Raw genomic sequence first — 25923 nt, 5'->3', positions numbered from 1 at the left:
CGCATGATCCGTGATCGTCTGCGCCACAAAACCAGCTTCTCTCCCGGGCAAACTCCTCCGTCCCGGCACAAAAAATTTGGGTAAGAATGAACGTCGTCATTGTGGAATCGCCGGCGAAAGCCAAGACGATCAACAAGTATCTGGGCTCGGATTACACCGTTCTGGCCTCTTATGGTCATGTGCGGGATCTGCCCCCTAAAGACGGTTCGGTCAAACCCGACGAAGACTTCGCCATGAGCTGGCAGGTCGATAGCAAGTCTCAGAAGCGGCTGAGCGAAATCGCCAGCGCGGTCAAGGATGCCGACCGCCTCATACTCGCAACTGACCCCGACCGCGAAGGGGAAGCGATTTCGTGGCACGTTCTGGAAGTTCTCCAGAAGAAGCGCGTTTTGAAAGACAAACAGATCGAGCGGGTGGTGTTCAACGCGATCACCAAGAAGGCGATCCTTGAAGCGATGGACAACCCGCGCCAGCTGGACACGCCGCTTGTCGACGCTTACCTCGCCCGCCGTGCGCTCGATTATCTGGTCGGCTTTACCTTGTCTCCTGTTCTCTGGCGCAAGCTGCCGGGCGCCCGTTCTGCCGGCCGTGTGCAGTCCGTGGCGCTGCGCCTCATCTGCGACCGGGAAATGGAGATCGAGACCTTTAGGCCTCAGGAATACTGGTCGATTTTTGCCGGGATGAAGACACCGGCCGGCGACGTATTCCAGGCAGGTCTCACCGGCTTTGACGGCAAGAAGATCGGCCGCCTTGACATCAAGACAGGTGACGAAGCCGGCGCCATCAAGACCATGCTGGAAAGTGCCAGCTTCAAGGTTGACAGCGTTGCCTCCAAACCGGCCAAGCGCAATCCGGCCGCGCCCTTCACCACCTCGACCCTGCAGCAGGAAGCCTCGCGCAAACTCGGGTTCTCGGCCTCGCGCACCATGCAGGTGGCTCAAAAGCTCTACGAAGGCATTTCAATCGGCGGCGAGACGTCGGGCCTCATCACCTACATGCGTACCGACGGCGTCTCGATTGCAGGCGAAGCGATTGCCGCGGCCCGCTCGGTCATCGGACAGGATTTTGGCGACAAATACGTTCCGGAGAAGCCGCGCGCCTACTCCTCCAAGGCCAAGAACGCGCAGGAGGCCCACGAGGCAATCCGCCCGACCGATCTCGCCCGCCGCCCCAAAGATGTCGCGGCGTTCCTCGACCAGGATCAGGCCAAGCTCTATGAGCTGATCTGGAAGCGGACCATGGCCTCCCAAATGGAATCGGCCGTTCTTGAGCGCACCACGATTGAAATTCTTGCGGACGGCTCCGGCAAGCGTGCAAATCTGCGCGCGACCGGCTCAGTTGTCCGCTTCGATGGTTTCCTGGCGCTTTATCAGGAGAGCCGCGACGATGATGATGATGAAGGTTCCAAGCGCTTGCCGGCTGTTGATCAGGGCGCGGCGCTGACCGCGACTTCCGTCGACGGTACCGCAGAGCCGATTGAATCCTCTCAGCACTTCACCACCCCGCCGCCGCGCTACACCGAGGCGAGCCTGGTGAAAAAGATGGAAGAGCTCGGCATTGGCCGTCCGTCCACCTATGCCTCAACGCTCCAGACCCTGCGCGACCGCGAGTATGTGGAGCTAGAGAAAAAGCAGCTGGTGCCGCAGGACAAGGGCCGGATCGTCACCGCGTTCCTAGAAAGCTTCTTCCAGCGCTACATCGAGTTTGATTTTACAGCGAGCCTGGAAGAACAGCTCGACAAGATTTCCGCAGGCGAATTGTCCTGGTTGGATGTTCTCAAGGACTTCTGGACGGCCTTCTCAGGCTCCGTTGACGAGATCAAGGATCTGCGCGTTGCGGAAGTCATCGATGCACTGAATGAACTGCTCGGGCCCCACATCTTCCCGGAAAAGGAAGACGGCTCCGATGCCCGAAAGTGCCCGGCCTGTGACACAGGAAGGCTGTCGCTCAAAGTCAGCCGCTGGGGCGCTTTCATCGGCTGTGAAAACTATCCGGAATGCGGCTACACCCGCCAGCTCGGCAAGCCGAACGGCGAAGACGGCGAAGCCGATGACGGCCCGAAGGTGTTCGGCGAAGATCCGGAAACCGGCTTGGAAGTCTCGCTACGCACCGGCCGCTTTGGCCCCTATGTTCAGCTCGGTAATGAAGCCAAGCCGAAACGCTCTTCATTGCCCAAAGGCTGGTCGGCCGCGGACATGGATCTTGAAAAGGCCTTGCAGCTGCTGTCGCTGCCACGGGAGGTCGGCGAGCATCCGGAAGACGGCAAGATGATCACGGCCGGTCTCGGACGCTATGGCCCATTCGTGTTGCATGACGGCACCTATGCGAACCTCTCCTCGCCGGACGAGGTGTTTTCCGTCGGCATCAACCGCGCGGTCGATGCCCTGGCAGAAAAGCGCGCCAAAGGTGGCGGACGCCGGGGTGCCGCAGCAACGCCGCTGAAAGAACTTGGCGAGCATCCGACCGAAGGTGGACCGGTCAACGTTTATGATGGCCGCTATGGGCCTTACGTCAAGCACGGCAAGGTGAATGCGACGCTGCCGAAGGACACCGCTCCGGAAGCGGTGACGATGGAACAGGCTGTGGAACTGATCGCGGCCAAGGCGGCCAAGGGCGGCACCAAGAAAAAGGCGGCCGCCAAGAAAACCACGGCGAAAAAGACAACAACCAAAAAGGCAGCGGCCAAGGACGGTGAGGAAAAGACCACCGCCAAGAAGCCTGCAGCCAAGAAAACGGCAGCCAAGAAGACAACGGCAAAATCCGCGGCAAAGGCCAAGGTGGACGCATCGTCTGAAGAGGTGCCCTGGGACGATCCCTCTTGAGCGCAAAACGCATTAACACGCGCAAACACACAAAACGCAAACACGCCAAAGTGCCAGGGGACATGCCCTCCCGCGAGGACATCCTGGCCTTTGTCGCCGACAATCCGGGCCGTGCGGGCAAGCGGGAAATCGCCCGCCATTTCGGCATCATCGGTGGTGCGCGGATCCACTTGAAAAAGATCCTCAAGGATCTGGCCGAAGACGGTCTCATTGAAAAGCGCAACAAGCGCATGATCCGGCCGGGCGACCTGCCACCTGTGTTCGTGGCAAACACGATTGCCCGCACATCCGATGGCGACTTGCTTGGCACACCGGTGGACTGGGACGATGAGGCCGGCAATCCACCGCACATTCTGATCCTGGCGGGTAAAACAAAGAACACTCAGCCCGGCCTTGGCGACAGGGCGCTGATCCGTCTGACCGAAGGCGTCAGCGGTTCGGAAGCCGAGTTCACCGCACGGGTAATCCGCGTTCTGGAAAAACGCCAGGGCGCGATCCTGGGCATCCTCAGAAAGCGGGACGGCAACCGCCCGCCCTACCTGGAGCCCATCGACCGCAAGCAACGCGAGCTGGATGTCGATCCGGCAGAGATGAAGGAAGCCGAAGACGGCGATCTCGTCAGCGTGCAGATCTCACGCTCCGGAAAATATGGTCATCCGCGCGCTGCGATCGTGGAACGCTTCGGCTCGATGAACTCCGAAAAAGCGGTCTCTGAAATCGCGCTGCACTCCCATGGTATCCCGCATGTCTTCCCGGATGCGGTGGAAGCCCAGGCAGAAAGCGCCAAGCCGGTTGAAAAGCTTGGACAGCGCGAGGATTGGCGGCAGATCCCGCTGATCACCATCGATCCGCCCGATGCCAAGGACCACGACGACGCGGTCTATGCCGAGCCGGACGAGGATCCGGACAATGAAGGCGGTTATGTTGCCTATGTGGCGATTGCCGACGTCGCCCATTACGTGACACCCGGCTCTCCCATGGACCGGGAAGCGAACTTGCGCGGCAATTCGGTGTATTTCCCGGACAGGGTCATCCCTATGTTGCCGGAGCGCATTTCCAACCAGCTGTGTTCCTTGCGCGAAAAGGAAGACAAGCCGGCGATGGGCGTGCGCATGGTCTTCGACAAAACCGGCCGCAAGATCAGCCACACCTTCCACCGCGTGCTCATGCGTTCGGCGGCAAAGCTCTCCTACATCCAGGCACAAAAGGCGATTGACGGTGTTACAGACGAGAAGACGGAAACGCTGCTGGACGGCGTTCTAAAACCGCTCTGGGCCGCCTATGCCGTTCTTCAAAAAGGCCGGGAAGCGCGCGAGCCGCTGGAACTGGATTTGCCGGAACGCAAGATCAAACTGAAGGAAGACGGCACCGTTGACCATGTCTACGTGCCTGAGCGTCTTGATGCGCACAAGCTGATCGAAGAATTCATGATCCAGGCAAACGTTGCGGCTGCCGAAACGTTGGAAAAGAAAAAGACGCCCCTGCTCTATAGGGTGCACGACGCTTCAACGCCGGAGAAGCTGGAGAACCTGAAAGAATTCCTGTCGACCATCGACATGAAGCTGCCCTCTTCCGGCGGTCTGCGGCCATCCGTGTTCAATGGCATTTTGAAGAAGGTCAAGGACACACCGCAGGCACATCTGGTCAATGAAATCGTCCTACGGAGCCAGGCTCAGGCGGAATATACGCCGCAAAACATCGGCCACTTCGGTCTCAACTTGCGCCGCTATGCCCATTTCACCTCACCTATCCGCCGCTATGCCGACCTCATTGTCCACCGGGGCCTGATCTCGGCGCTTGGGCTCGGCAAGGACGGTTTGCCGGAAGGCATTGAGAGCAAACTGGAGGCAATCGGCGGCGAGATTTCCGGAGCCGAGCGCCGGGCCATGCTCGCAGAACGCGATACGATCGACCGGCTGATTGCCCTTTGGATGAGCGATCAGGTTGGTGCCACGTTCCAGGGCCGGATCGCCGGTGTGGTCAAATCCGGCATGTTTATCCGCTTGGAGGACACGGGCGCAGACGGGTTCGTGCCCGCCTCCACCATCGGCCTCGATTATTACCGCTACGACGAAGCGTCGCACGCCCTGATAGGTGACAAAACCGGCGAAACCTACCAACTTGGGGATCAGGTCGAAGTCCGGCTTGTGGACGCAGCTCCATTCGCCGGCTCTCTGACGTTTGAAGTTGTGAGCCACGGACGGATTGCCGGAAAGGCGATCCGCAAGCCGATGCCGAAGGCACGGCGCGGTCCTCCGACGGGAGGCGCACGTGGCAGCGCGAAGGGCGGCCCCAAGGGCCCGAAGGGCAAGGCCGCTCCGCGGAAAAAGACCCGAAGGTAGGTAAAGTGACGGTCCGGTATGAATTGAACGGCGTTGAGGAGACCATCGACGAAGCGCCGGAAAAACCCAAACGTCCTCTCATGCAGGCAATGATGCGCGGCGCCATGGGCCGCTGCATGTGTTGTGGCAAAGGCCGGCTTTTTGATGGATTTCTGGCAACTCAGAATGCTTGCAGCAACTGCGGCGAGGAGTTCCACCATCAGCGCGCGGACGATGCCCCGCCCTATTTCACGATCACGATCGTTGGCCACATCATCATCCCGGGCCTCTTGATCGTAGAAATGATGTGGCGGCCAGAGCTCTGGATCCACATGGCCATCTGGATCCCGCTGACCATCATTTTGTCTTTAGCCCTAATGCGACCTATCAAGGGTGCTTTGGTGGGGCTACAGTGGGCGTTCTACATGCATGGATTTGATCCGGATGCAGAAGATGACCTGCCCGCTGCATCCCCCCACCTTGAAAGCCCAAGATGAGCGATTCTTTTAAAGAAAAATTGGACAAAGACGAGCAAGCCGGAAATCACCCCTATATTCGCCCCAAAGATGCCGCGACGCTTCTGATCCTTGATCGCTCCGGCTCTGGTAATGTCAAATTGCTGATGGGCCGCCGACATATGCGGCACACCTTCATGCCCGGGAAATTCGTGTTTCCAGGCGGCCGGGTCGATCCGAGTGATTCCCGCATCTCAAACGTTCTGCCGTACCATCCGCAGGTTGAAGCCCGTCTATCCGAGGGTCTGAAGAATTCGAAAACGGCTGCGCGCGTGCGCGCCTTTGCGCTTGCCGCCATCCGGGAGACCTACGAAGAAGCCGGCATTTTTATCGGCCGCAAGGCTGAGGCGGAACAACTGCGTTTGGGGACCGGATTTGAGGCCTTCGCGGAACGCCATGTCCAGCCGGACCTTGGCGGCATGCGCATGATCGCCCGGGCAATTACCCCACCTCAGCGCCCACGCCGCTTTGACACGCGGTTCCTGGCCATCTGGGCCGATGCGATTGCCGACAAGTTGCCGGGCGGACACGGCCCGTCTGGTGAATTGGAAGACTGCGCCTGGTTGACCTTTGACGAGGCGCGGCAAAAGGAGCTGCCGCTCATCACCACAAAGATCCTTGAGGATCTCGAGACCCGGCTGCGGCAGGATCCGGACCTCTCCCCGGAGACCCCGGTACCTTATTACTTCTTCAAAAAAGGCCGCTTTGAAAAAGAGATGCTTTAGCGCGCGGCCCACGAAACATTCCCTTAGGGCGCGGGCACCGGAAGAAACCTAACTTTTTTCTCCGGCAAAACTCTCCGGGACCTCAGGCAACACTTGACTTTCCCGCCGTGATGAGTAGTTTGCGCGCTGATTTCAGACATTGGGGCAGATTCACCGCCAGCCCATCTGGCCATAAGAACCCTTTGCCCGATAACCGAGAACAGGATCCAAGGCTATGGCCAAGGCGACAACAATCAAAATCAAGCTTCTGTCCACGGCGGACACCGGCTTCTTCTATGTCACCAAGAAGAACTCCCGCACCATGACCGAGAAAATGGTCAAGCGGAAGTACGACCCGGTTGCCAAGAAGCACGTTGAGTTCAAGGAAGCCAAGATCAAGTAATCTTCGGCGTTCCGAAAGCTAAAAAACCCGCCGGAAATGGCGGGTTTTTTGTTGGGCAAGTTTCGATTTTCCCAGCGCTATGAGTGTTCGGAACCAACGAAAGAAGTAAACGACGTTCGTTCCATGGCCCCGCGGCCCATTCGTTCAATGGGCTCACTCCTGGCACGGTCTCAGTTGCGGCCTCCTGCCGCTTTTTCTCAAACGGACCAGCTCACCATTCAAAATGCTCAAGGCAAATAGCCCGAGCTTGCACTGAAATTGCTATCGCTTTTCTGACGTATCCGGAAGAATTTTCGGCTTTCTGGCGACATTTTTCACGTAAATACAACAGCATAAATATGTCAGTTTTATCGTTATTTTTTACTATACATTTAAAATTGCAAGCGCGAAAACAATCGAGACTTCATGAACAAAATAACTCACCCAGAGTAAAGGTGAAGACTAATTTTTATTATATAAATCAAATGCTTATTTATTGACTCTGCAGATTTAGATCTGTCACAAGGCCACATCTTTCAGTAGAAATTTTGGGAGTCGAAGATGGCTTTGCCGTTCCAAGTGCAGATTTTTGGGTCTGAGGTTTACAACACACTTGACGCCGATGATCAGGCTATTGGTGATGCGATCGCACAATCGCTCACTTCCGGACTGAATGCTGGCATCAGCAGCGACGTTCTAGCGACATTCCTCGCTCATCGTTTGGACGATGCCTTGAGCACTGGAACGAGTGTAACCTCCAGCTTCGTAACAGCTGGAAAATCCGAGATAAAATCCGCCCTCGACGGCGTCACTGCGCCGGGAAACATCATCACCTTTGATGAATTCGCACTGGTAGTCGGCCTTGTGACTGACATGAGCTACGCCAACGCCCCAGACGAGGCAGTTGCGCTTGCGAACGCATACTTCGGTACAGGCGATATGAGTGGAACGCTTGCAACGGCCCTGGCTCCTCTCAAAGACTTGCCAAGTTTTGCCGATCAACTGGCCGCAACAACGGATATTCTCAACTTCATTGGCGGCATCGGTCCGGATGAGGATGCCAATTTGGAGTTGGCACTCAGCGAAGCCTTTCAAGCTGTAACAACTGGCCAGACCAACCAATCAGCACCAACCGATGCGATCCAACAATTGGAGGCATCCGTTGAGAATGCCATTCGGGATACCTTTAATATCGACGGCAATGATGCCGTGAATGCTGCAGCAGGCCGCATTGCATACATTTTCGGAGTCTCGGCCAATGAGGCAATCACGCAAGCCTACACAACCGCGTTTAACGGTAGCGCTGAAAGCGAGCTGCCGGAAAATGCCGCGGGTCTTGCCCAACTCATCCTGGACAAATTTGCCGCAACGGTTGCGACAGTGTCAGGTGACCCGGCATCCTACAGTTTGAAGGCAGAATACGTTTCTGATTTCAATTTGATCTTTGATACCTTTGACGGCAACTCGGTATCGGAACGTAAGACAGCTATCGAGGCTCTTGGAAAGTCAGTCGCTCAGACGGCTACGCTTGAATTCACAAATCAGGCCAAGAGCGACAAAGTCATCGAGACTGTCGGCGCGGAATTGACAGAGGAGGACCTGACAGGCTTGGCTGCGGATCTGAGCGCACTCAACGGCAAAAACAGACTTGAAGACGTAAGCAAGGCTTTCGTTGAGGCGCTGGACAAACAACACCCAAACGGCGATGGCCTGATGAGCAGCGCGCAAGAATCTGCCGTTCAAAAGGCACTTGCTGACAGCTTTGCCGCGGGCGCAACGGGTGCAGACGGCTATAGCACTGCGGACGTAAAAGGCATTTTGATTCAAGCATTGAAAAACGTGCCAAATGCCGATTTGGCATGGGTGAATGATAATGTTTCTGGCGCAAGTTTTTCAGAATTGATTACTCACACCGTCACGGATTGGACGTCCGCTGTCGACCTCATAGAAAAAGCGGCCCGAGGTAACAGAGGAACACCCGGCAGCCCGAACCAGGTGAAAATCGACCTGACCAAAGGTCTCTCAAACGACGATCAAGAGGACGTAGACATTCAAACGGGTGTGGCGACGGTCTTGGACGATGCGATTGAAGCAGCCGGTCGAGACGAGGTTCTCAGGAAGGTCGATACGGTCTTCACGACCATCTTTGGCAATGAAATCGGCACCATGTTCGAGCAGGCGTTTTCTGATTTTCTTTCGAGTCTCAAGATGTCCGAAGGCGCCGATGAAACCTTCAGTCACGACCAGATCAGAGAGGTTTTGACCAACGCGCTGAACAGCATTTCCGATGCTCAATATCAGGCATTGGTAAGCGCAAACGGGGGCTCACTCTCCGAGGCCGAACTTGACACGATGATTGATAACGCCGTTCAGAAATTGTCGGCAGAGCTGTCCGATTTGATCAGTGGCAACGGGCAAGTCTTCCGTTTCTACAACACCATGCAAGACAGTCACTTCTACACAGCGTCAACTGAAGAACGGGACAGCATTCTTGCCAATCTGGACCACTTCCAGCTCGAAGGCGTCGCCTTTACAACAACAGCAACATCAATTGACGGCACAGCACTGCACCGGTTCTACAATCAGCAAACAACCCATCACTTCTTCACAACGAGCGACAACGAAAAAGCCAGGATTGAAGCCGATCTTCCAGGTTATGCTTATGAAGGGGTCGCTATGTACGTCTACACGGTCACGATCGACGATAACATGGAAAACGTTGCCCGCCTCTACAACACGGAAACCGGCAAGCATCTTTTCACAGCAAGCGATGCAGAAGAGCAAAACGCTATCGAGTCGCTAGGTTTCACCAAAGAAGGCGACGCTTTTTTCGCCAACTATGGGTAACTGCCTAAGGGCGTTCGAAGCGCTTGAGAAGTCCTTACACGGTCGGACCGAAATGGGGTAGTATCTTTGCTCGACCAAAAAAAACCCGCCGTTTCCGGCGGGTTTTTTTTTCATATGTGAAAGGTCGTTTAGGCCGCTTCTACATTGGCCAGGAACTGCTCAATCTCCGTTTTCAACTGATCCGTCCGTTTGGCCAGATCACCTGCTGACTGCAGAACGTCATTTGCAGAGCCCAAGGTATGCTGCACCGCGCCGGACAGGTTGGTCATGTTCGACGAAACGAATTCGGTGCCCTGGGCGGCTTTCTGCGCATTTTGGGTGATCTCGCTGGTCGCGGCACCTTGCTCATGAACGGACCCCGCGATGTTCCCGGTGTAGGAATTCACCTCCTCCATGATCGACGTGATTTCCGCAATCGATTTGGCAGAATCCTGGGTCGCATCCTGGATTGCGGTGATCTGAGCACTGATCTCTTCCGTGGCCTTGGAAGTCTGCGTGGCGAGCTCTTTCACTTCTGCCGCAACAACGGCAAATCCCTTGCCAGCTTCGCCCGCACGGGCCGCCTCGATGGTCGCATTCAATGCAAGGAGGTTTGTCTGTTCGGCAATTGCCTGGATGAGCGTAACCACTTCGCCAATCTTGGTCGCAGATTCGGCCAGTCCCTCAACCTTCACGTTGGTTGAGCGTGTGCCCTCAGTTGCCCGCTCCACAATTTGCGTGGTTTCGGACACCTGTCGAGAAATCTCTGTGATCGACGCGGAGAGCTCTTCTGCAGCGCTTGCAACCGTTTGGACGCTCAAGGTCGTGTCCTGACAGGACGTCTGGGTTTCGTCAGCCCGTGTCGCACTCGTCTGGGAAACCTCAGACAATGTGGTGGCCGTTGCATCCAACTGACCGACCGTATCGCCGACCTGATCAAGAACCCCGGAGATGTTGCCCCTAAACTGGGCAATCATGGACTTCATACGGTCCTGCCGGCCGGCCGCCTCAGCTTCCGACTGTTCGCGCTGACTGCTCAACACGGCGCGCTCTTCCGCCTTATTGCGCAGTGTGGACAGAGCATTTGCAAGGATCCCAATCTGATCAGTGCGGTCCGCGAACGGAATATCGATCGTCAGGTTGTCTTCCGCGATTTGCTCGGTCACAGAGGCAAGCTCCGTGACAGGCCGCAATTGGCGCTGAATTAGGAACACCAGGAGACCAAGCGCAATCAGGACCACCGGCAGTGCGAGCATGGTGAAGCGCGACATGATCTCGCTGACATTGGCCTGAACGGCCGCTTTCTCGACACCTGCATAAAGAATACCAATGATGTTGCCGCCCGGCGTGAAGATCGGCTCATAGACAGTGTAGTAGTCTTTGCCCAAGATGGTCGCCTGGCCATGGAATGTTTCCCCTTTGGTCACAACAGGGTAAACTGCACCCTTCTTGCCCAGAGGCGTCCCGACAGCACGATTGCCGTCGCCCTTGATGATGTTCGTCGACTTGCGCCAGAAATCCTGGCTATCGGCTTCCCATGCGAACACAGTCGCGGTTTCACCGGTCATACGCCCGATTTCATCAATCATGTTGTGATTGGCGAATTCGGGAATTTCAGCAAGCACAATACGTTGAACGTCGCCGTCCCCTCTCCAGGACACCTTTGTGCCTTCAATATCCCGCGCCATGATGGTTGCAGCGACGCGTAGATTGGCATCCTGCTTGGTCACTGCAGTCTGTTCTGCTTGATTTGCCGCCACCTGATAGACGATGCCACCAACAACGAGCATGGAAAGTGTGAGCAATGCGGCACTCGCCAATGCAAGGGACGCAGTGACGCTCAGTGAAGAAAGTCGTTTGATCATATTCCACCCCTAGAAAAACTGGGGCCGATCATAGCTTCCGCAAGGTTAAAGATAGTATAATCACATACATCGTAAAAGTTGCGGAGTAGCGTTCGCACATTAGTAAAATATTCTGAGAAGCCGACTCAGCTGACGCGTACATTTTTTAAGCCCTCGCTCATGGTCAGGCTAATATTTGAGAGTAGTTTCAGATAGTTAGTGGTCGGCGGGAACACGGTATTCGAGGAGGCCACTCTTCGACCGGTTCCCTGCCGACCTACCCCACGGACCCAGGAGATGCGGCGGACCTGAGCAATCCCGAGGGGAAACTGAACACGTTTGCTGCGAAAATCATGCAAGACAAACGGTTGTCAGGCCGAAACCTAACAAAACTTACACTATCTCATTGCTGTTCAATTGCAATATTTTCCGTGGAAAGCACACAGAAAGATGAGGATTTTAATTAATGCGTAACCTTAACGTGATTTTCGGCAAACCATTACAGACGAAAGACCTAGTCGTTTTTTCGAATGAGAATGTCACAGAGCGCAACCAGACAGAGAGGCAATCCACTGAATGGAGCGATTCTTTGCCGGCTTAAGGCTCACCAAGGAACGACTTGACCGTTTCCAGGAATTTGGAAACCGATATTGGCTTGGATATGTAGGCTTCACAGCCACCTTGGCGGATACGCTCTTCATCCCCCTTCATGGCAAAAGCAGTGACTGCAACAACTGGAATCGACGAAATACTCTCGTCTTCCTTGATCCACTTGGTAACCTCAAGGCCCGAGACTTCGGGCAGCTGAATATCCATGAGGATAAGATCAGGCCGGTTTTCGCGCGCCAGTTTTAATGCTTCAATGCCGGTTCTTGTTTGAAGCGTATCAAAACCGTGTGCCTCGAGCAGGTCATGAAACAACTTCATGTTCAACTCGTTATCTTCCACGATCAACACGGTTTTCGCCATATATTTCAGGCCCTTCGCCGGCTGAAGCCGGTCCTACTCTTTTTTGACGCGAAGTCGTCTTATCCCTTGTGGAACCCATCCCCGGGTCGCATTACAACTCTTCTAACCCGGAATCGTTTCAGAAAGGCAAAAAAACACAATGAAAAATGTGCAAGGAAAATCATTGAGTGTTGAAGAAGCTCAGGGAATTGCGACGCAAGCCCTTGTGCAGCTCAGCCAAGACCCTGAACAGGTCGGCCGGTTTTTAGCCTTTTCCGGCATTGGTCCGGACCAAATCCGGGACGCTGCGAGCGAGCCTGGGTTCCTGGCTGGCGTCCTTGAATTTTACATGATGGACGAAGCTCTTCTTCTTGCCTTTTGCGAAAATGCCGGCCTCCGCCCGACGATGATGGCTGCCGCCCGCTACGCCTTGGCCGGAGGTCCCGAGTACGATGCCTGAACCAACCCCTGTGCTTCCGGAAGTCCTTGCACAAATTCAAAGCCTGCCAGCTTCAGACAGCCCTTTGATCATCTGCGATGTCGATGAAGTCATCCTTCATATGATCTTGCATCTGGAGGAGTACTTGAACAACAAGGGCATGCACTTCCTCAACCACTCCTATCGGCTGACCGGTAACATCGCGCATACTGAGGATGGGACACCGGTTCCGCCGGATCAGGTCAAGAGGCATTTGATCGCCTTCTTCGATGAGGTCAGCCATCAGCAGGTCATGGTTCCGGACGCAAACACCGCGCTTGCCGAGCTCACAGACCAGTGGGACATCGTCCTGTTGACCAATCTACCCGGCTCCCACAACAAGCCTGTGCGGGAAACACTGCTGAGAGGTATGGGGATCCCCTATCCCGTGCTGACAAACTCCGGGCCAAAGGGCGGTGCTGTTGCCGCCCTTGCCGGCGGACGCGCCCATCCCGTTGTATTCATTGATGACAGTCCGACCAATCACCGGTCTGTTCAGGCATCCCTGCCCGCCTCTGTCCAGATCCAATTCATTGCCGATCAACGCTTCCTGAGCTCGGTTGAACCGGAACCTCATATAGACCTACTCTCCGGTGACTGGCGCGAGACAAGCCGGTTCATCAGGTCTATTCTTTAGGGCTGGTTTTGAAGTCCGGTACGAGCCTATGACAGAAGAGCCCAAAGCCCTATGCCGGGATTGCGGCGCGCGCGCGCCGCAGCATGTAAGCCGTTGCCCGTCTTGCGGCAGCCCACGGCTTTTAGCGCACCCGGAGCTCGACACGTTATCGATCGCCCATATCGACTGCGACGCGTTTTACGCCTCGGTTGAAAAACGGGATAATCCGGAAATCCAGGACAAGCCCGTGATCATCGGCGGCGGTCAGCGGGGTGTCGTATCCACCTGTTGTTACATCGCTCGTATTTCCGGCGTTCGCTCCGCCATGCCGATGTTCAAGGCTATGGAAGCGTGTCCTGAGGCCGTGGTGATCAAACCCAACATGGAAAAATACTCCAAGGTCGGCAAGGAAATCCGCAGCCGCATGCAAGCCTTGACGCCGCTGGTCGAACCCTTGTCGATTGATGAGGCTTTTCTTGACCTCACGGGCACAGAACGCCTCCACAATGCCAGCGCTGCGGAAACTCTTGCCAAGTTCATCCGGGACATTGAAGCTGATATCGGCATTTCGGCAAGTGTCGGCCTTGCGCCGAACAAGTTTCTCGCAAAACTCGCCTCGGATTTGGAAAAGCCAAGGGGATTTTCCGTGATTGGCGCAGCAGAAGCGGAACAGCGCCTTGCCCCCATGCCCGTCGGCAAGATTTGGGGCGTTGGGAAAGTCTTCCAAAAGAAACTCGACCGCGACGGCATCCGAACGATTGGCCAGCTACAAACGATGGATGCCAACACATTGGCGCGCAGGTATGGCTCTATCGGGTTGCGCTTAGCGCGCCTCTCCCACGGCCACGACAGCCGTGATGTGACCCCCTCGCGCGGTGCGAAAAGCGTTTCCACCGAAACCACGTTCCGCACAGACATATCGGACTACAATGTCCTGAAACCGATTTTGCGAGACTTGTCTGAAAAGGTGTCGTTCCGCTTGAAAAAGTCGGAGATTGCCGGACGCGGCGTCACACTCAAGCTCAAGACCTCGGAGTTCAAGACGATCACGCGCGCGAGGCATCTGACGGATCCGACACAGCTCGCGGACAAGATATTTGATGCAGGTGTTGCCCTCTTGGAGGCGGAAACCGATGGGCGCCGCTTCCGTCTGATCGGCATTGGGGTCAACTACCTCTCAGATGCCTCTCAAGCAGATCCGGAGGACCTGCTCGACGCAACATCAGGACGAAAGAAAAAGGCCGAACTCGCCATCGACAAACTGCGCGGCAAATTCGGAAATTCTGCTGTCGAGCTTGGTTTGACACATGCCGCCAAACAGGCGCGCAAAGCCGCCAAGGACAATTAGGCGGTTACTCGCAGTCAGACTTGTCGGTCAGATCCCGAAGTTCCAGCGCCGTCATCGTCCCCGCAATTTTGAAATCACCGTAATCCAAAACAAGTTTGTCACTCACACCGTTTTCAAACAGCCTGAAAGACAACTGATAGACGGGTGTCTGTTCGCCGGAATTTTCCTGCGTGGAGGGATCGAAATAAGCGACGGTCACCGGCCAGGATGCAACAGTATCCAAGGCGTCCTGCCGTTCGCCATCAATTTCAGGCACAATGCCGACGGCCTTGGCCCCGATGACGGCAGTGGTTCCAAAGACCTTGTCGCCAGTCTCAGCTCCATCGTAGATATCACTGGCGGTGAAGTGCCCGCCGTCCTGCGCGGTCTTTACGATGTTCATCAGGTGCTCTGTTGGAAACTGAACATCTTGGCCGATCTGCAACGACTTTTCGTCCGGTTCTTTCAGTTCGACCGCCTTCAAACCTGTTTCAGCCCGCGCCAGTCCCCGGCTCGATTCGACCAGTTTCTGATCGACATAGGTCTTGGACAGAAACTGATAGCTCTCAGCATCCGGGCCCTCGAACGAGGTGGTCTGAAGATCTGTTACCTGGGAGCCACCGCTCAGATCGCGGAACTCGGTAACAAACCGGAAATTGACACTGTACCCTTCGCAAGCATTGCCTGAAAACTCATAGACCATGCGTCCGGAGAGACCTGCAATCCCGGACTGCTGCTCGGTATCGGCAAGCTTCATGTCATAGACAGCTCTGTGCGGGGCAAGCTGTATGCCCGCCACTTTGGCAGCTGCTTCACTGGCACCAGACGTGACAACCACAATGACAACCACAGCGCACTTCAATAGAAAAGCAGTCTCAAAAGGCCGGTCTGAAACGGTTCGCCGCATCACATTTCCTCGTCACCGCCGTTGGAGCGGAAATTTCTTGTTTCTAGTCTTTTATTCGGGTTCATGCCGGACTGCTAGCAAGGAATGCCCGGCCCCACCGATAATGTAGGTCACAAATACGGGCACAAAAGCGCCAATTGGACTTTGTTGAGTAACGAGGTACCGAGCAAATACCGTCCCGTCTACCGGAAATGAGCTTGTCAGTTTCTGCAATTTGAGCCAAGACACGGGCAACTCACCTTTTTTAATTGGGGACACACATGACCAGCAAAACCGAAGCCCGCCTGGCTGAACTCGGCATAACCCTTCCAGATGCCGCCGCACCAGCTGCCAACTATGTGCCGTTTGTTAAAACAGGCAATCAGCTGTTCATTTCCGGCCAGCTGCCGATGGAAAGCGGTGCAATCGCCGTGACCGGCAAGCTTGGCGAAGGCCTTCAAGTTGAAGACGGCCAGAAAGCTGCAAAACTCTGCGCGATCAATCTGCTCGCACAGGCAAAGGCAGCGACTGGGGACCTGGACAAGGTGGTCCGCCTGGTCAAAATCGTTGGTTTTGTGAACTCAACGGGTGATTTCACCGACCAGCCGAAGGTGATCAATGGCGCGTCCGATTTCCTGGTTGAGGCCATGGGCGACAGTGGCCGCCATGCGCGCTCCGCCGTTAGCGCCGCCTCCCTTCCGTTTGGCGCCGCAGTTGAAATCGAAGCCATTTTCGAGATCGCGGACTAATTCCGCTCTGGCGGGGCTCCATAAACGCCCCGCCGATTCCGGACCAGTTTAACATGTCACCAGAACTTGCCGCCATTTTCGCCCGGCCGATTGCGCACCGGGGGTATCACGATGCCAGCAACGGCATCATTGAAAACACCCCAACAGCAATCCAGCAGGCCGTGGACAAGAACTTCGGGATTGAGGTTGACGTTCAGCAGACCAGTGATGGTGAAGCGCTCGTCTTTCACGACGATAACCTGGACCGTCTCGCAGATGGCAACGGGCCGGTTTCCGGGCGGTCTTCGGCCGATCTCGTCAAACTGCAAATGCGTACCGGCACAGATCACCTATGGTTGCTTCAGGACCTTTTTGATCTGGTGGATGGCCGTGTGCCGCTGGTTGTCGAAATCAAATCCTTGCTCCGGCGCGATGCGCAAGGCGACTTTGTACGCCGCGTTGTTGATCAAGTGGATGCGTATAAGGGCCCAGCCTGTATCAAAACCTTTGATCCGGACATGCTGGCTGTAGCAAAGGCGCACAACAACTCCGTCCTCCGCGGGATCGTGGCAGATGCGGCCCGCCCCGGCCCGGACTACACACGCCACAGCCGGATGGACCGTTTCATATTGCGCCATCTGCTCCATTTTCCGCGCACAAGCCCGCACTTCATCTCCTATGGCGTCAACGATCTACCGAGCCCCGGCCCCAGCATGATGAAAAAGGTTTTCAGAACCCCAATCATGACATGGACAGTTCGGACACCGGGACAGTTGGAAGTCGCAAAACGGTTTGCCGATCAAATCGTCTTTGAGGGCTTCGATCCGGATCAATAACGGACCAGCATTCCAGGAACGGAATTCCCTCTTGCGGCGCAGCAAAGCGGCTCTACATTCTTGTGAACAATCCTTTTATGGCGGGCCGACACACTGACATGACGTCTTCTATTTCACCGGACAATGAACAGCCGCAAAAACTAGGCGCCGGTGACGCGGAGACGATGCTCTCCATTAGACTTCTGTCATCCTTGGCAGATGTGCCGGCTGACAAATGGGATGCGGTTGCCAATCCCGGCTGGATCCTTGGCGAAGGCGGAAAGCTGGCGCGCGCACAGGACGCTGTTGCGTCTCAAGATCTCACTTCCGCGCTAGCCCCTGAAGCTGATTCAGATTCTGAAGAAACAGACTTCAACCCTTTCTTATCCCACGCTTTTCTGGAAGCCTTGGAGGCATCCGGCTGCGCGACACGCCAGACTGGATGGATGCCCCGGCACATGGTGCTGGAGGATGGTAACGGCTCGGTTCTTGGAGCCGTTCCCGCTTATCTGAAAAGCCACTCCCAGGGCGAATATGTCTTCGATCATGGTTGGGCCGACGCCTTCTACCGGGCTGGTGGCGACTATTATCCAAAACTCCAGATATCGGTCCCGTTTACTCCGGCGACAGGCCGCCGGTTTCTAACAAGCCCCAACATCGACCGGGAGGCCGGGCTCCAGGCACTCGCGGCTGGCCTTGTACAGGTCTGCCAACGCACCGGCGCCTCCTCGGTTCACGCGACTTTTTTGACTGAACCGGAATGGGACTCGCTTGGCGATCTCGGTTATCTGCGGCGCACAGATCAGCAGTTCCACTGGGACAACAACGGCTACGAAACCTTCGACCAGTTTCTCGGCGACCTCGCCTCGCGCAAACGCAAGGCGATCAAAAAGGAACGACGCGAAGCAATCAGTGCTGACGGGCTCGAAATCGAATGGGTCACCGGCAGCGATCTGACAGAAGCGCATTGGGATGCCTTTTACGGGTTTTACATGGATACGGGCGCCCGCAAGTGGGGCCGCCCTTATCTCAACCGTGCCTTCTTCTCGCTGATCAGTGAGCGGATTGCGGACCGCATTCTTCTGGTCTTGGCAAAACGCAACGGCCGGTATGTCGCCGGAGCCCTCAACTTCATCGGATCAGAAACCTTGTTCGGCCGCCATTGGGGCTGCACCGAACACCATCCGTTCCTGCATTTTGAGCTGTGTTACTATCAGGCAATCGACTTTGCCATTTCCAAAGGCCTGAAACGCGTCGAGGCTGGCGCTCAGGGAGCGCACAAATTGGCGCGCGGGTACCTGCCGCAAACGACCTATTCGGCCCACTGGATTGCCCATGAGGGCCTTCACGACGCAGTCGCAGACTTTCTGGAGCAGGAGCGGCGTGCGGTTCAACGCGAAAACGAAGCGCTGGCGGAGCATGCCCCGTTCAGGAAGAACAGCTAAACCTGTTCTAAAGCGCTCAATCTATTCAAGCTGTTTCTCACCCCGAGCCAAGAAAGAAAGAGAAAAATGGTCCAAAAAAGCAGATACGATAACAGATATGCGAACATGAAGCCGTATCTGACTTCACCTGAACTCTCGTTGCTAATAAAGTAAAATGACAAGCAAAAAAATGATGCTAACCATATCAAAGATGATTTTAAAAATAAACGACTTCGTTTTGAGCGCCAAAATGCTTTCTCTAAACCGAACAAAAACAATATAACCGCCAAAACTAAACCCAAAATTTTTGTAATTTCCTTTTGAACAAAGCTTTGTGAATATTCCAAAATCTGTTTTCTACACTCCACTGAAAACCAGATATCGCTTTCACATGTCACCGTAGAAAGATGCCCAATAGATATCAAATATAAGGTAGGAGCAGAAACTATTACAGCAAAACACGCGATCGAAAAATAAGACCGCGCACTCGGTATTCCAATTCTCTCCAAATACGGAGTTCTACTATACCAATTACCATAGTTTATTTTTCGCGCCCTTACCGCTACACATACCCAACATATTAAACCAACCCATACTAAGTCCATTAGTAAAAAAAACATGTTGCCTGACATTGCTTTGCGACTTGGCCATCCAAGCAAGTATTTGTCAGGCACACCATAGACACTTGGATGGATTAGGTTTTGCACTCCATAAACAAAAACTGCTGCTAATGAACCTATAAAAAATGCTGTCAAAACTATATCATAGACCTCGTCAAGGTGATTTAATTTTTTAGCCTCAATTTCTATATCCCTAGGCGGCACGAAACCAAGCTTAGGAAGCGCTTTCGACAGACCGCTATTAATTCGATCATAACTGAGCAGACAGCCACAAAAGCTAAAGCTGTCATCGTATAACTTACCTACAGAGGTAGATGCTCGATCTATTGTTTCTTCAAATTGCGAAACACTATTTACCTTTTTAATATCTAATTGTCGAATTATCGAATCTGAATCCTCCTTCAATCCCTCAACTATGAAACTATACTTTGCAATATGATTCTCAGCCGCGCCGAATGGCTGTATACTTGATGATAAATACTTCTGATATTTTGATATAAGTATTTGTGAAGAAATCCACTTCCTTGCAATCAAGCTCAAGTTATTGTTCTCGAATGCTTTTTTAATGTTTGCATTAATGAAAATCTCATTGACATCTGAGTTTTTAATGGAATTCACGTCCTGCCGCATCTGCATCAAGCGAGAGGTAAGTTTATTAGCATTTTGCGCCATGGAAGCACTGCGATGAAGTCTATTCCGAAGTCTAAGCTCAGCATTTTTTATCCATGGCAGCGGAACAAGGCCTACAACCAAAAGCGCAGAAAAAAATGGCCAAGCCTCCTTTGATATCTGCGCGCCTTGTTTGGGCAGCAAACCTGTTCCGAAAACGGCTACAACTGCGAAAATTACAACCATTACAAAGATGTAAAGTATCATATAACGAAGAAACTTACCTCTGAAGGTGAGATCTTCGACGTAAAATTGGGAAAAAATTCTATTTTTATAAGTCTTAATGACACTATCAACTTCTTCATTGTAGCGAGAGTAACTAAAAAGAACCACTACAAAAAGACCACAAGTCCAGCTTATGATATCCAAAGGCTGTATACTCATTAAAATCTACCAGTACTTTACTTGCACACGCCATTTACACAAGTAACAGCCTCTACACTTCCCGCTAAGAGAAAAAGTCCAAAAATAAATAACATTATTCCCAACCACGAAGGTACAGATCTCATGACTATTATCCACGCTTAGTTGCTGCATTCATTTATACACTAACCAAAATTATAGAAAATTCAATATGAGGTGCTCTTTTTTGATACTTGGCATTCGTCTGCACAGGGCTTGCCGGATCGCGTCCAATCCATTACCTAGGGACCATCATCAAGAGTTGGGACAGATGCCCCACGCCAACCTGCCGATCCGGGCAAGGTGGTTCTTCGAACAGAAGATGCGGCCCTGAACTTCAAGTTCAAAGGCAACGAATCGGATCGAAGAAAGGCATCTGTCTCTGGTTACAGGACGCGCAAATGCCGATAAAAATTCCAAACGATCTGCCCGGCCGCCCCATTCTGGAATCCGAAGGCGTGATGATCATCCAGGAAGCTGATGCCATGCGTCAGGACATCCGCCCCCTGCGCATCGGTCTTCTCAACCTGATGCCGAACAAGATCAAGACAGAGACCCAATTCGCGCGGCTTCTCGGCTCCACCCCGCTTCAGATCGATCTGACGCTGGTGCGCATGACCAACCACGTGCCCCGGAACACGCCAACGGAGCATCTGGAAGCGTTCTATCGGCCCTGGGAAGAAGTCCGGAACGAGAAGTTCGATGGGTTCATCATCACCGGCGCCCCGGTCGAGAAGCTGCCGTTTGAAGATGTCGGATACTGGCAGGAAATGCGCGATGTGCTGGATTGGACCCAGACACATGTTCATCGCACGCTGACCATCTGCTGGGCCGCGCAGGCTGCTACGTATCACTTTCATGACATGCCGAAATATGCACGGGACGACAAGGCAACGGGCGTCTACCGGCAACGCACGCTCGCGCCGGCTTCGCCGTATCTCCGCGGGTTCTCCGATGATTTCTGCCTGCCCGTCTCACGTTGGACGGAAACCCGGAAAGCCGACATCCCAGACGGCAGCAATCTGATGGTGCTGGCGGAAGATGACGAGACCGGTATGTGCCTCCTGGACGATCCTGAGCATCGCTGCCTGCATATGTTCAATCACATCGAGTATGACACGACGTCTCTGGCGGATGAATTCGAACGGGACAGCCAGGTGTCTGACACACCGATCCGGCCGCAGAACTACTTTCCGGAAGATGATGCCACCCGGCAGCCGGTGAATCGCTGGCGGGCCCACGCGCATCTCCTGTTCGGCAACTGGATCAATGAGATGTATCAGTCCACACCGTTTGATTTGAACAATATCGGCGAATAATCGGACACTGCCGGGCGGTCACAACCCTTGTTGTCGAACCGCCTGGCGGAGTACTATGTCCGACGACATTCTAAGATTTTTTCCCTTTTAGAGGTACGCATGCCGATCGAAACGCCCGCCTACGACGACCAGAACATCTTTGCCAAAATCATGCGCGGAGAGCTGCCGAGTCACAAGGTCTATGAAGACGACAAGACGGTCGTGATCATGGACATCATGCCGCGCGGTGACGGACATGTGCTGGTCATTCCGAAGGCTCCATCCCGCAACATTCTGGACATCGCGCAAGAGGATCTGAACGCGGTGATGGCCACGGTCCAAAAGATGGCCCATGCCGTGATCAAGGCATTTGGAGCGGACGGCACCACCATTCAGCAGTTCTCTGAACCAGCCGGCGGCCAGGTGGTGTTTCACACCCATGTCCACATCATCCCGCGCTTTGTCGGTGTCAAGATGAAGCCGCACACCGGTGAAATGGCTGACAACGATCTACTTGCCGAACAAGCCGACAAGATCCGCGCTGCGTTGAGCTAAGCCTCAAACCCCGCGACACTTCTCCGGAGGCAGGGCCTTGTGCCTCCGGATTTGACGACGAGGCCTTGGCTCAACTCGCGGCGGAGATCCCTGCCGGGTTCGCAGCGGCCTCCTGCGCTGCATCGAGCAAGGCCTCATCTTCCAAGACACGCTGAAAACTCGGCCGTGCGGTAACTCTCTCGGCATACTCGGTAAAGACCGACCAGTCCGGCACCAGACCGAACATCAAGGTCCAGCGCAGAGCAGATCCCCAGAAGATGTCTGCTGCGGCAATCTGATCTCCGAGGAGATAGGGCGCTTTATCAAGCTGCGCCGCTAGAGCCTTCATCACGGCGTCATAGCTGCAATACGGCGCGATCTGCTGCGGTATATCCGTGTTGAACGCCTTGTTGACCACGGCGGGCTCAAAGGACGCAGCATAAAACGCCATCCACCGCAGATAAGCGCCACGCCGCGGATCTCTCAAACCTGGTGTCAGTTCTGCCTGGGTATAAAGATCAGCGGCATACAAGGCGATGGCAACAGATTCGGTAATGACCGCCTCACCGTCTTGAAGCGCCGGCACCTTCCCGAGGGGATTGATCTTCAGATACTCCGGCGACTGCAGGTCACCAGCTTTCGCATTGTGTACTTTCAGCTCGTAATTGGCACCGAGTTCATCCAGCAGTACGCGGAGCGTGCTGGCGCGGCTGCGCGGTGCATAATGAAGGACGAGTTTGTGATCGGTCATGGCGGGGCTCCTTTGATCCGGTGTGGCCAGTTGGCCAATGCGCGCCATGTATCAGCCCCCTGCTGACACCCCTCTGTCAGGAGTGTCAGGAGCCCAAGACCCACCATCCAGTCAGTAGAAAAACAACCGCGGACAGCACACCGACGATCACGCGCTGGCCGAGCGCCAAGAAGCAGACGAACCCGAAGGCCGCGGCCGCCAACCGCAACCAGATCGGTGTGTCGCCCAGCACACCTTGAGGAAACAGAACAAGCTTGGAAATCACACCGGCAACCAGTGCCGTTGCAACGCACCGGACCCAGATGAAAAGTTCGCTGTCTTCGCGCAGTTTGCCGCCTGCAAAAACGCCCAGCCACCGCCACACATCGGTTGCGAGCCACCCTGCAACGAGGATCATGACATAGGGCCACCACCAGGTTTCTGTCATAAGGTCACTCATGACAGCCCCCGACGCCAAAACCGGGTCGCAAGATAGGCAAGCGTTCCACCAAGCAGGCCGGTCCAAAGCAGATCAAGGCCCGGAACATAAAGGAAGAACAAAGGGCCGAGCACAAGGCCGGAAATCATCGCCGCCTTATCGGCATTCATCCGCGCTGCGCCCCACAAGGAACACAGGAAATAGACCGGCGTCACGAGGACAAGAGCCCCGGCAGCCATGGGCGGCATCCGCTCTACCAGCATGTAGGCAATCCCGGTGGATACAAAGACAAAGCTGGTCACCCCGCCGCCAAACCCGATAAAGAATGGCAACCGCCCTTCCCTCGGCAGGTCGGGCAGGTTCTTCATCGCGTAGACCCAAGCCGTCACCGCCACGAAGTGCGAAGCGATCAGCAAGTGCCAGGTTTTGGTCTTTCCCGGCACCTTCAGGAACGGCATCAACGCCATCGTCATGGGCATCAAACGCACGGACGCCAACGCAACCGCAACAGCGGCGGGGATCAATCCCATGCCCGACGCCATGGCTCCGGTTAAAACCACCACGGATGGCAGGGCCCACACCGCCCCTGTCATGAGAAGTGTTTCAGCCAGGCTCAATCCTGTTTCGCGGGCCATCCCGGCAAACCCGACAAAAGCAGACGTCAGGATGAAGGCGGGAATGGAAATCGCTGCGCGCGCGCCGCGCAACATCCAGCCACGGCCGGAAACGGGTCGCTTCGAGGATAGCTGCGGTTGCCCCGTGTCCTTTGAGGCAGTCATGAAGGCGTGTCCAAATTGCTGAAGTTAGTAAGGATTCCTTACCTTTATCCAGCAAACCTGTCCAGCCCACTGTCCGGTGGCTTCGGCCACCCGATCAAAATCCGCACTAAACCGACCGTGTTAGCCCGCCATCAATTCGTATGTTCTGACCCGTGACATAGGCCGCTAGATCACTGGCGAGATAGGAAATCAACCCGGAAACCTCCTCCGATCTGCCATATCGGCCCATCGGGATACGCGACCGGCGGTCTTCCTTTTCCGGCAAGCTGTCGATGAAGCCGGGCAACACGTTGTTCATGCGCACACTCTCGGAGGCGTACTTGTCCGAAAACAGCTTGGTGAAGGCAGCAAGACCGGCCCGGAACACGCCGGAGGTCGGAAACATCGGGTCCGGCTCGAATACGGCAAAGGTGGAAATATTGATGACAGTGCCGCCGCCCTGGCGTGCCATGATCGGTGCCACCAGACGGCTCGGACGGATCACATTCATCAGGTAGTAGTCCATGCCGAGATGCCAGTCTTCATCAGAGATCTCCATGATATCGCCTTTTGGACCGTGCCCGGCAGAGTTCACGAGAACATCAATTCGCCCGAAGGCAGTCATTGCCTTGTCGACAAATGCTTTCAGGTCATCATTGTTCAGGTTCGAGCCCGTGTGACCAATGCCGCCCAGTTCCTTTGCAAGTGCCTCCCCCTTCCCGGAGGACGACAGGATCACAACCTTGAACCCGTCCGCCGCCAAGCGCCATGCAGCATCCGCGCCCATGCCGGATCCACCGGCTGTGATCAGGGCAACCTTTTGTTCGCTCATGATATGTCTCCTTTAGGTGCAGTTTTAGCAACGGACCATGCGCTTGACCAATCATGCTTTCTGCACCTAAACAGTAGAAAAACTACTGCTTAGGTCTAAGAGCGATGCGTCACCCCAGCCTCAACAAACTCAGAGCATTTGATGTTGCGGCCCGGCACCTCAATTTCCGGCTGGCTGCAGAGGAGCTCAACCTCACACAAGGAGCAGTTGCCCAACAGGTTCGCGCTCTGGAGGATGAACTTGGCGTTCAGCTGTTCGACCGGCTTCCCCGCGGCCTCGCGCTGACCGCACCGGCGGAAGGGTTTCACGCGCAAGTCCGGCGCGGGCTCGATGAAATTGATCGGGCGATAATCGATATATCCCAACAGGTCCCACGCATCACACTTAGTCTGCCACCGTCTTTCGCAGCGCAATGGCTTATTCCCCGCCTGCCCGGCTTTTTGGATAAAAACACCGGACTGGATCTCGCAACTCTCGCCACTGAGCGGATGGCAAACTTCAGAGGCGACGGCGTCGATCTGGCCATTCGGATCGGCGCCCCACCTTTTACAGGCCTCAAGAACCATTTTCTTGCACCAATTCGACTGGTAGCCGTTGCGTCGCCGACGCTGACCAAGGATCGAAAGACAATAGAAAATATTCAGGATATACCGCACCTGCGCATTCTTCTGGACAGCCACACCTCCTGGGAAGAGGTGCTTGGGACAGAGCTGCTGCCGGAAGACGTCACTTACCTGAGCTTCAGTCATTCCAGCCTTGCCATCAACGCCGCGCTGGAGGGGCAAGGCATCGCCCTTGTGCCAGAGCTTCTGGTACAGCGGCAACTCACAAACGGTGCATTGACGTGTTTGTGGCGCCAGTCCGATCAGCGCATCGGCACACGCGGCTACCATCTTGTTTATCCTGAAAATCCAGTCCGATTTGGCGAAGCACGGCAAAAGGTTATTGATTGGATCTGCCGGGAGTTTGGCAAAGACCAGTCGGCATAAAATCTGTCCAGTTTTG

General features: G+C 54.9%; 23 protein-coding genes and 1 riboswitch. Of the genes, 15 read left to right on the top strand and 8 right to left on the bottom strand.

Translation table 11 applies throughout. The features are described from left to right. Positions 1-86: 86 nt before the first annotated feature. The 6 genes from topA (at position 87) to ACQY4Z_RS22150 (ending at position 9591) form a co-directional block, all read left to right on the top strand. Positions 87-2822, top strand: coding sequence for a type I DNA topoisomerase (topA, locus tag ACQY4Z_RS22175; RefSeq protein WP_428524898.1), 2736 nt, complete (start codon positions 87-89; stop codon positions 2820-2822). 62 nt (positions 2823-2884) lie between these two features. Beyond that, a complete protein-coding gene (gene rnr, locus ACQY4Z_RS22170) occupies positions 2885-5164 on the top strand; it encodes a ribonuclease R (RefSeq protein WP_428529643.1) in 2280 nt (759 codons plus the stop codon). 5 nt (positions 5165-5169) lie between these two features. Next, positions 5170-5640 (top strand): DUF983 domain-containing protein, encoded by a 471-nt coding sequence (locus ACQY4Z_RS22165; protein ID WP_306148430.1) that lies wholly within the window; start codon positions 5170-5172, stop codon positions 5638-5640. Further along, positions 5637-6383 carry an NUDIX hydrolase gene (locus ACQY4Z_RS22160; protein ID WP_428524895.1) on the top strand — a complete coding sequence of 249 codons (747 nt, stop codon included), beginning with the start codon at positions 5637-5639 and terminating at the stop codon, positions 6381-6383. Before ACQY4Z_RS22165 ends, ACQY4Z_RS22160 begins: the two co-directional genes overlap by 4 nt. 214 nt (positions 6384-6597) lie before the next feature. After that, on the top strand, positions 6598-6765 hold the full coding sequence (rpmG, locus tag ACQY4Z_RS22155; protein WP_008192710.1) for a 50S ribosomal protein L33: 168 nt from the start codon (positions 6598-6600) through the stop codon (positions 6763-6765). Between the two features lie 540 nt (positions 6766-7305). Then, complete coding sequence (locus tag ACQY4Z_RS22150) at positions 7306-9591, top strand: hypothetical protein (protein ID WP_428524893.1); 2286 nt, start codon at positions 7306-7308, stop codon at positions 9589-9591. 128 nt (positions 9592-9719) lie between these two features. Here ACQY4Z_RS22150 and ACQY4Z_RS22145 read toward each other — a convergent pair whose 3' ends face one another. Both ACQY4Z_RS22145 and ACQY4Z_RS22140 read right to left on the bottom strand, forming a co-directional pair. After that, complete coding sequence (locus tag ACQY4Z_RS22145) at positions 9720-11435, bottom strand: methyl-accepting chemotaxis protein (RefSeq protein ID WP_428524891.1); 1716 nt, start codon at positions 11433-11435, stop codon at positions 9720-9722. Positions 11436-12011: 576 nt separating this feature from the next. Beyond that, positions 12012-12383 carry a response regulator gene (locus tag ACQY4Z_RS22140; protein ID WP_133946956.1) on the bottom strand — a complete coding sequence of 124 codons (372 nt, stop codon included), beginning with the start codon at positions 12381-12383 and terminating at the stop codon, positions 12012-12014. Positions 12384-12546: 163 nt separating this feature from the next. Between ACQY4Z_RS22140 and ACQY4Z_RS22135 the strand changes: the two genes are divergently transcribed. From ACQY4Z_RS22135 to ACQY4Z_RS22125, 3 genes are read left to right on the top strand one after another with little or no spacing between them, the layout of a single operon-like run. Then, positions 12547-12822 (top strand): DUF3572 domain-containing protein, encoded by a 276-nt coding sequence (locus ACQY4Z_RS22135; protein ID WP_228198244.1) that lies wholly within the window; start codon positions 12547-12549, stop codon positions 12820-12822. Beyond that, positions 12815-13477 carry a hypothetical protein gene (locus ACQY4Z_RS22130; RefSeq protein ID WP_428524889.1) on the top strand — a complete coding sequence of 221 codons (663 nt, stop codon included), beginning with the start codon at positions 12815-12817 and terminating at the stop codon, positions 13475-13477. The genes ACQY4Z_RS22135 and ACQY4Z_RS22130 overlap by 8 nt, the downstream gene beginning before the upstream one ends. Positions 13478-13505: 28 nt before the next feature. After that, entirely contained in the window at positions 13506-14804 is a 1299-nt protein-coding gene (locus tag ACQY4Z_RS22125) for a DNA polymerase IV (RefSeq protein ID WP_428524887.1), read from the top strand. A 4-nt stretch (positions 14805-14808) separates the two neighbouring features. Here the strand turns inward: ACQY4Z_RS22125 and ACQY4Z_RS22120 are convergent, their stop codons facing one another. Then, positions 14809-15690, bottom strand: a complete 882-nt coding sequence (locus ACQY4Z_RS22120) for a cell envelope integrity EipB family protein (protein WP_428524885.1) — start codon at positions 15688-15690, stop codon at positions 14809-14811. A gap of 260 nt (positions 15691-15950) precedes the next feature. On the opposite strand from ACQY4Z_RS22120, the gene ACQY4Z_RS22115 reads away from it, so the two are divergent. The 3 genes from ACQY4Z_RS22115 (at position 15951) to ACQY4Z_RS22105 (ending at position 18657) form a co-directional block, all read left to right on the top strand. After that, entirely contained in the window at positions 15951-16418 is a 468-nt protein-coding gene (locus ACQY4Z_RS22115) for a RidA family protein (RefSeq protein ID WP_428524883.1), read from the top strand. 53 nt (positions 16419-16471) lie between these two features. Next, on the top strand, positions 16472-17233 hold the full coding sequence (locus ACQY4Z_RS22110) for a glycerophosphodiester phosphodiesterase family protein (RefSeq protein ID WP_428524881.1): 762 nt from the start codon (positions 16472-16474) through the stop codon (positions 17231-17233). A gap of 98 nt (positions 17234-17331) precedes the next feature. After that, the gene (locus ACQY4Z_RS22105; protein ID WP_428524879.1) at positions 17332-18657 is read left to right on the top strand and encodes a GNAT family N-acetyltransferase; all 1326 of its coding nucleotides are present in this window, start codon (positions 17332-17334) and stop codon (positions 18655-18657) included. Here ACQY4Z_RS22105 and ACQY4Z_RS22100 read toward each other — a convergent pair. Beyond that, the gene (locus tag ACQY4Z_RS22100; RefSeq protein ID WP_428524877.1) at positions 18654-20309 is read right to left on the bottom strand and encodes a hypothetical protein; all 1656 of its coding nucleotides are present in this window, start codon (positions 20307-20309) and stop codon (positions 18654-18656) included. The two genes, ACQY4Z_RS22105 and ACQY4Z_RS22100, sit on opposite strands and share 4 nt — an antisense overlap. Before the next feature lie 265 nt (positions 20310-20574). After that, positions 20575-20694, top strand: a riboswitch (SAM-I-IV-variant riboswitch). 34 nt (positions 20695-20728) lie between these two features. On the opposite strand from ACQY4Z_RS22100, the gene ACQY4Z_RS22095 reads away from it, so the two are divergent. Together ACQY4Z_RS22095 and ACQY4Z_RS22090 are read left to right on the top strand one after the other, a co-directional pair. Then, entirely contained in the window at positions 20729-21646 is a 918-nt protein-coding gene (locus ACQY4Z_RS22095) for a homoserine O-succinyltransferase (RefSeq protein ID WP_428524875.1), read from the top strand. A gap of 105 nt (positions 21647-21751) precedes the next feature. Next, positions 21752-22180, top strand: coding sequence for an HIT family protein (locus tag ACQY4Z_RS22090; RefSeq protein ID WP_428529641.1), 429 nt, complete (start codon positions 21752-21754; stop codon positions 22178-22180). Positions 22181-22250: 70 nt separating this feature from the next. Here ACQY4Z_RS22090 and ACQY4Z_RS22085 read toward each other — a convergent pair whose 3' ends face one another. From ACQY4Z_RS22085 to ACQY4Z_RS22070, 4 genes are all read right to left on the bottom strand, one after another. Further along, the gene (locus tag ACQY4Z_RS22085) at positions 22251-22910 is read right to left on the bottom strand and encodes a glutathione S-transferase family protein (RefSeq protein ID WP_306148420.1); all 660 of its coding nucleotides are present in this window, start codon (positions 22908-22910) and stop codon (positions 22251-22253) included. An 85-nt stretch (positions 22911-22995) separates the two neighbouring features. After that, positions 22996-23349 (bottom strand): AzlD domain-containing protein, encoded by a 354-nt coding sequence (locus tag ACQY4Z_RS22080; protein ID WP_428524873.1) that lies wholly within the window; start codon positions 23347-23349, stop codon positions 22996-22998. Further along, positions 23346-24107, bottom strand: coding sequence for an AzlC family ABC transporter permease (locus ACQY4Z_RS22075; RefSeq protein WP_428524871.1), 762 nt, complete (start codon positions 24105-24107; stop codon positions 23346-23348). The genes ACQY4Z_RS22080 and ACQY4Z_RS22075 overlap by 4 nt, the downstream gene beginning before the upstream one ends. A gap of 106 nt (positions 24108-24213) precedes the next feature. Continuing rightward, positions 24214-24918 carry an SDR family oxidoreductase gene (locus ACQY4Z_RS22070; RefSeq protein WP_428524869.1) on the bottom strand — a complete coding sequence of 235 codons (705 nt, stop codon included), beginning with the start codon at positions 24916-24918 and terminating at the stop codon, positions 24214-24216. A gap of 104 nt (positions 24919-25022) precedes the next feature. Between ACQY4Z_RS22070 and ACQY4Z_RS22065 the strand changes: the two genes are divergently transcribed. Further along, positions 25023-25907 (top strand): LysR substrate-binding domain-containing protein, encoded by an 885-nt coding sequence (locus tag ACQY4Z_RS22065; RefSeq protein WP_428524867.1) that lies wholly within the window; start codon positions 25023-25025, stop codon positions 25905-25907. The last annotated feature ends 16 nt before the right edge of the window (positions 25908-25923 follow it).

It is taken from the genome of Roseibium sp. (assembly GCF_965276855.1).
Classification (GTDB): domain Bacteria; phylum Pseudomonadota; class Alphaproteobacteria; order Rhizobiales; family Stappiaceae; genus Roseibium.
The sequence above is the reverse complement of the archived record's forward strand: the minus strand, read 5'-3'. Positions and strand labels throughout refer to the sequence as shown.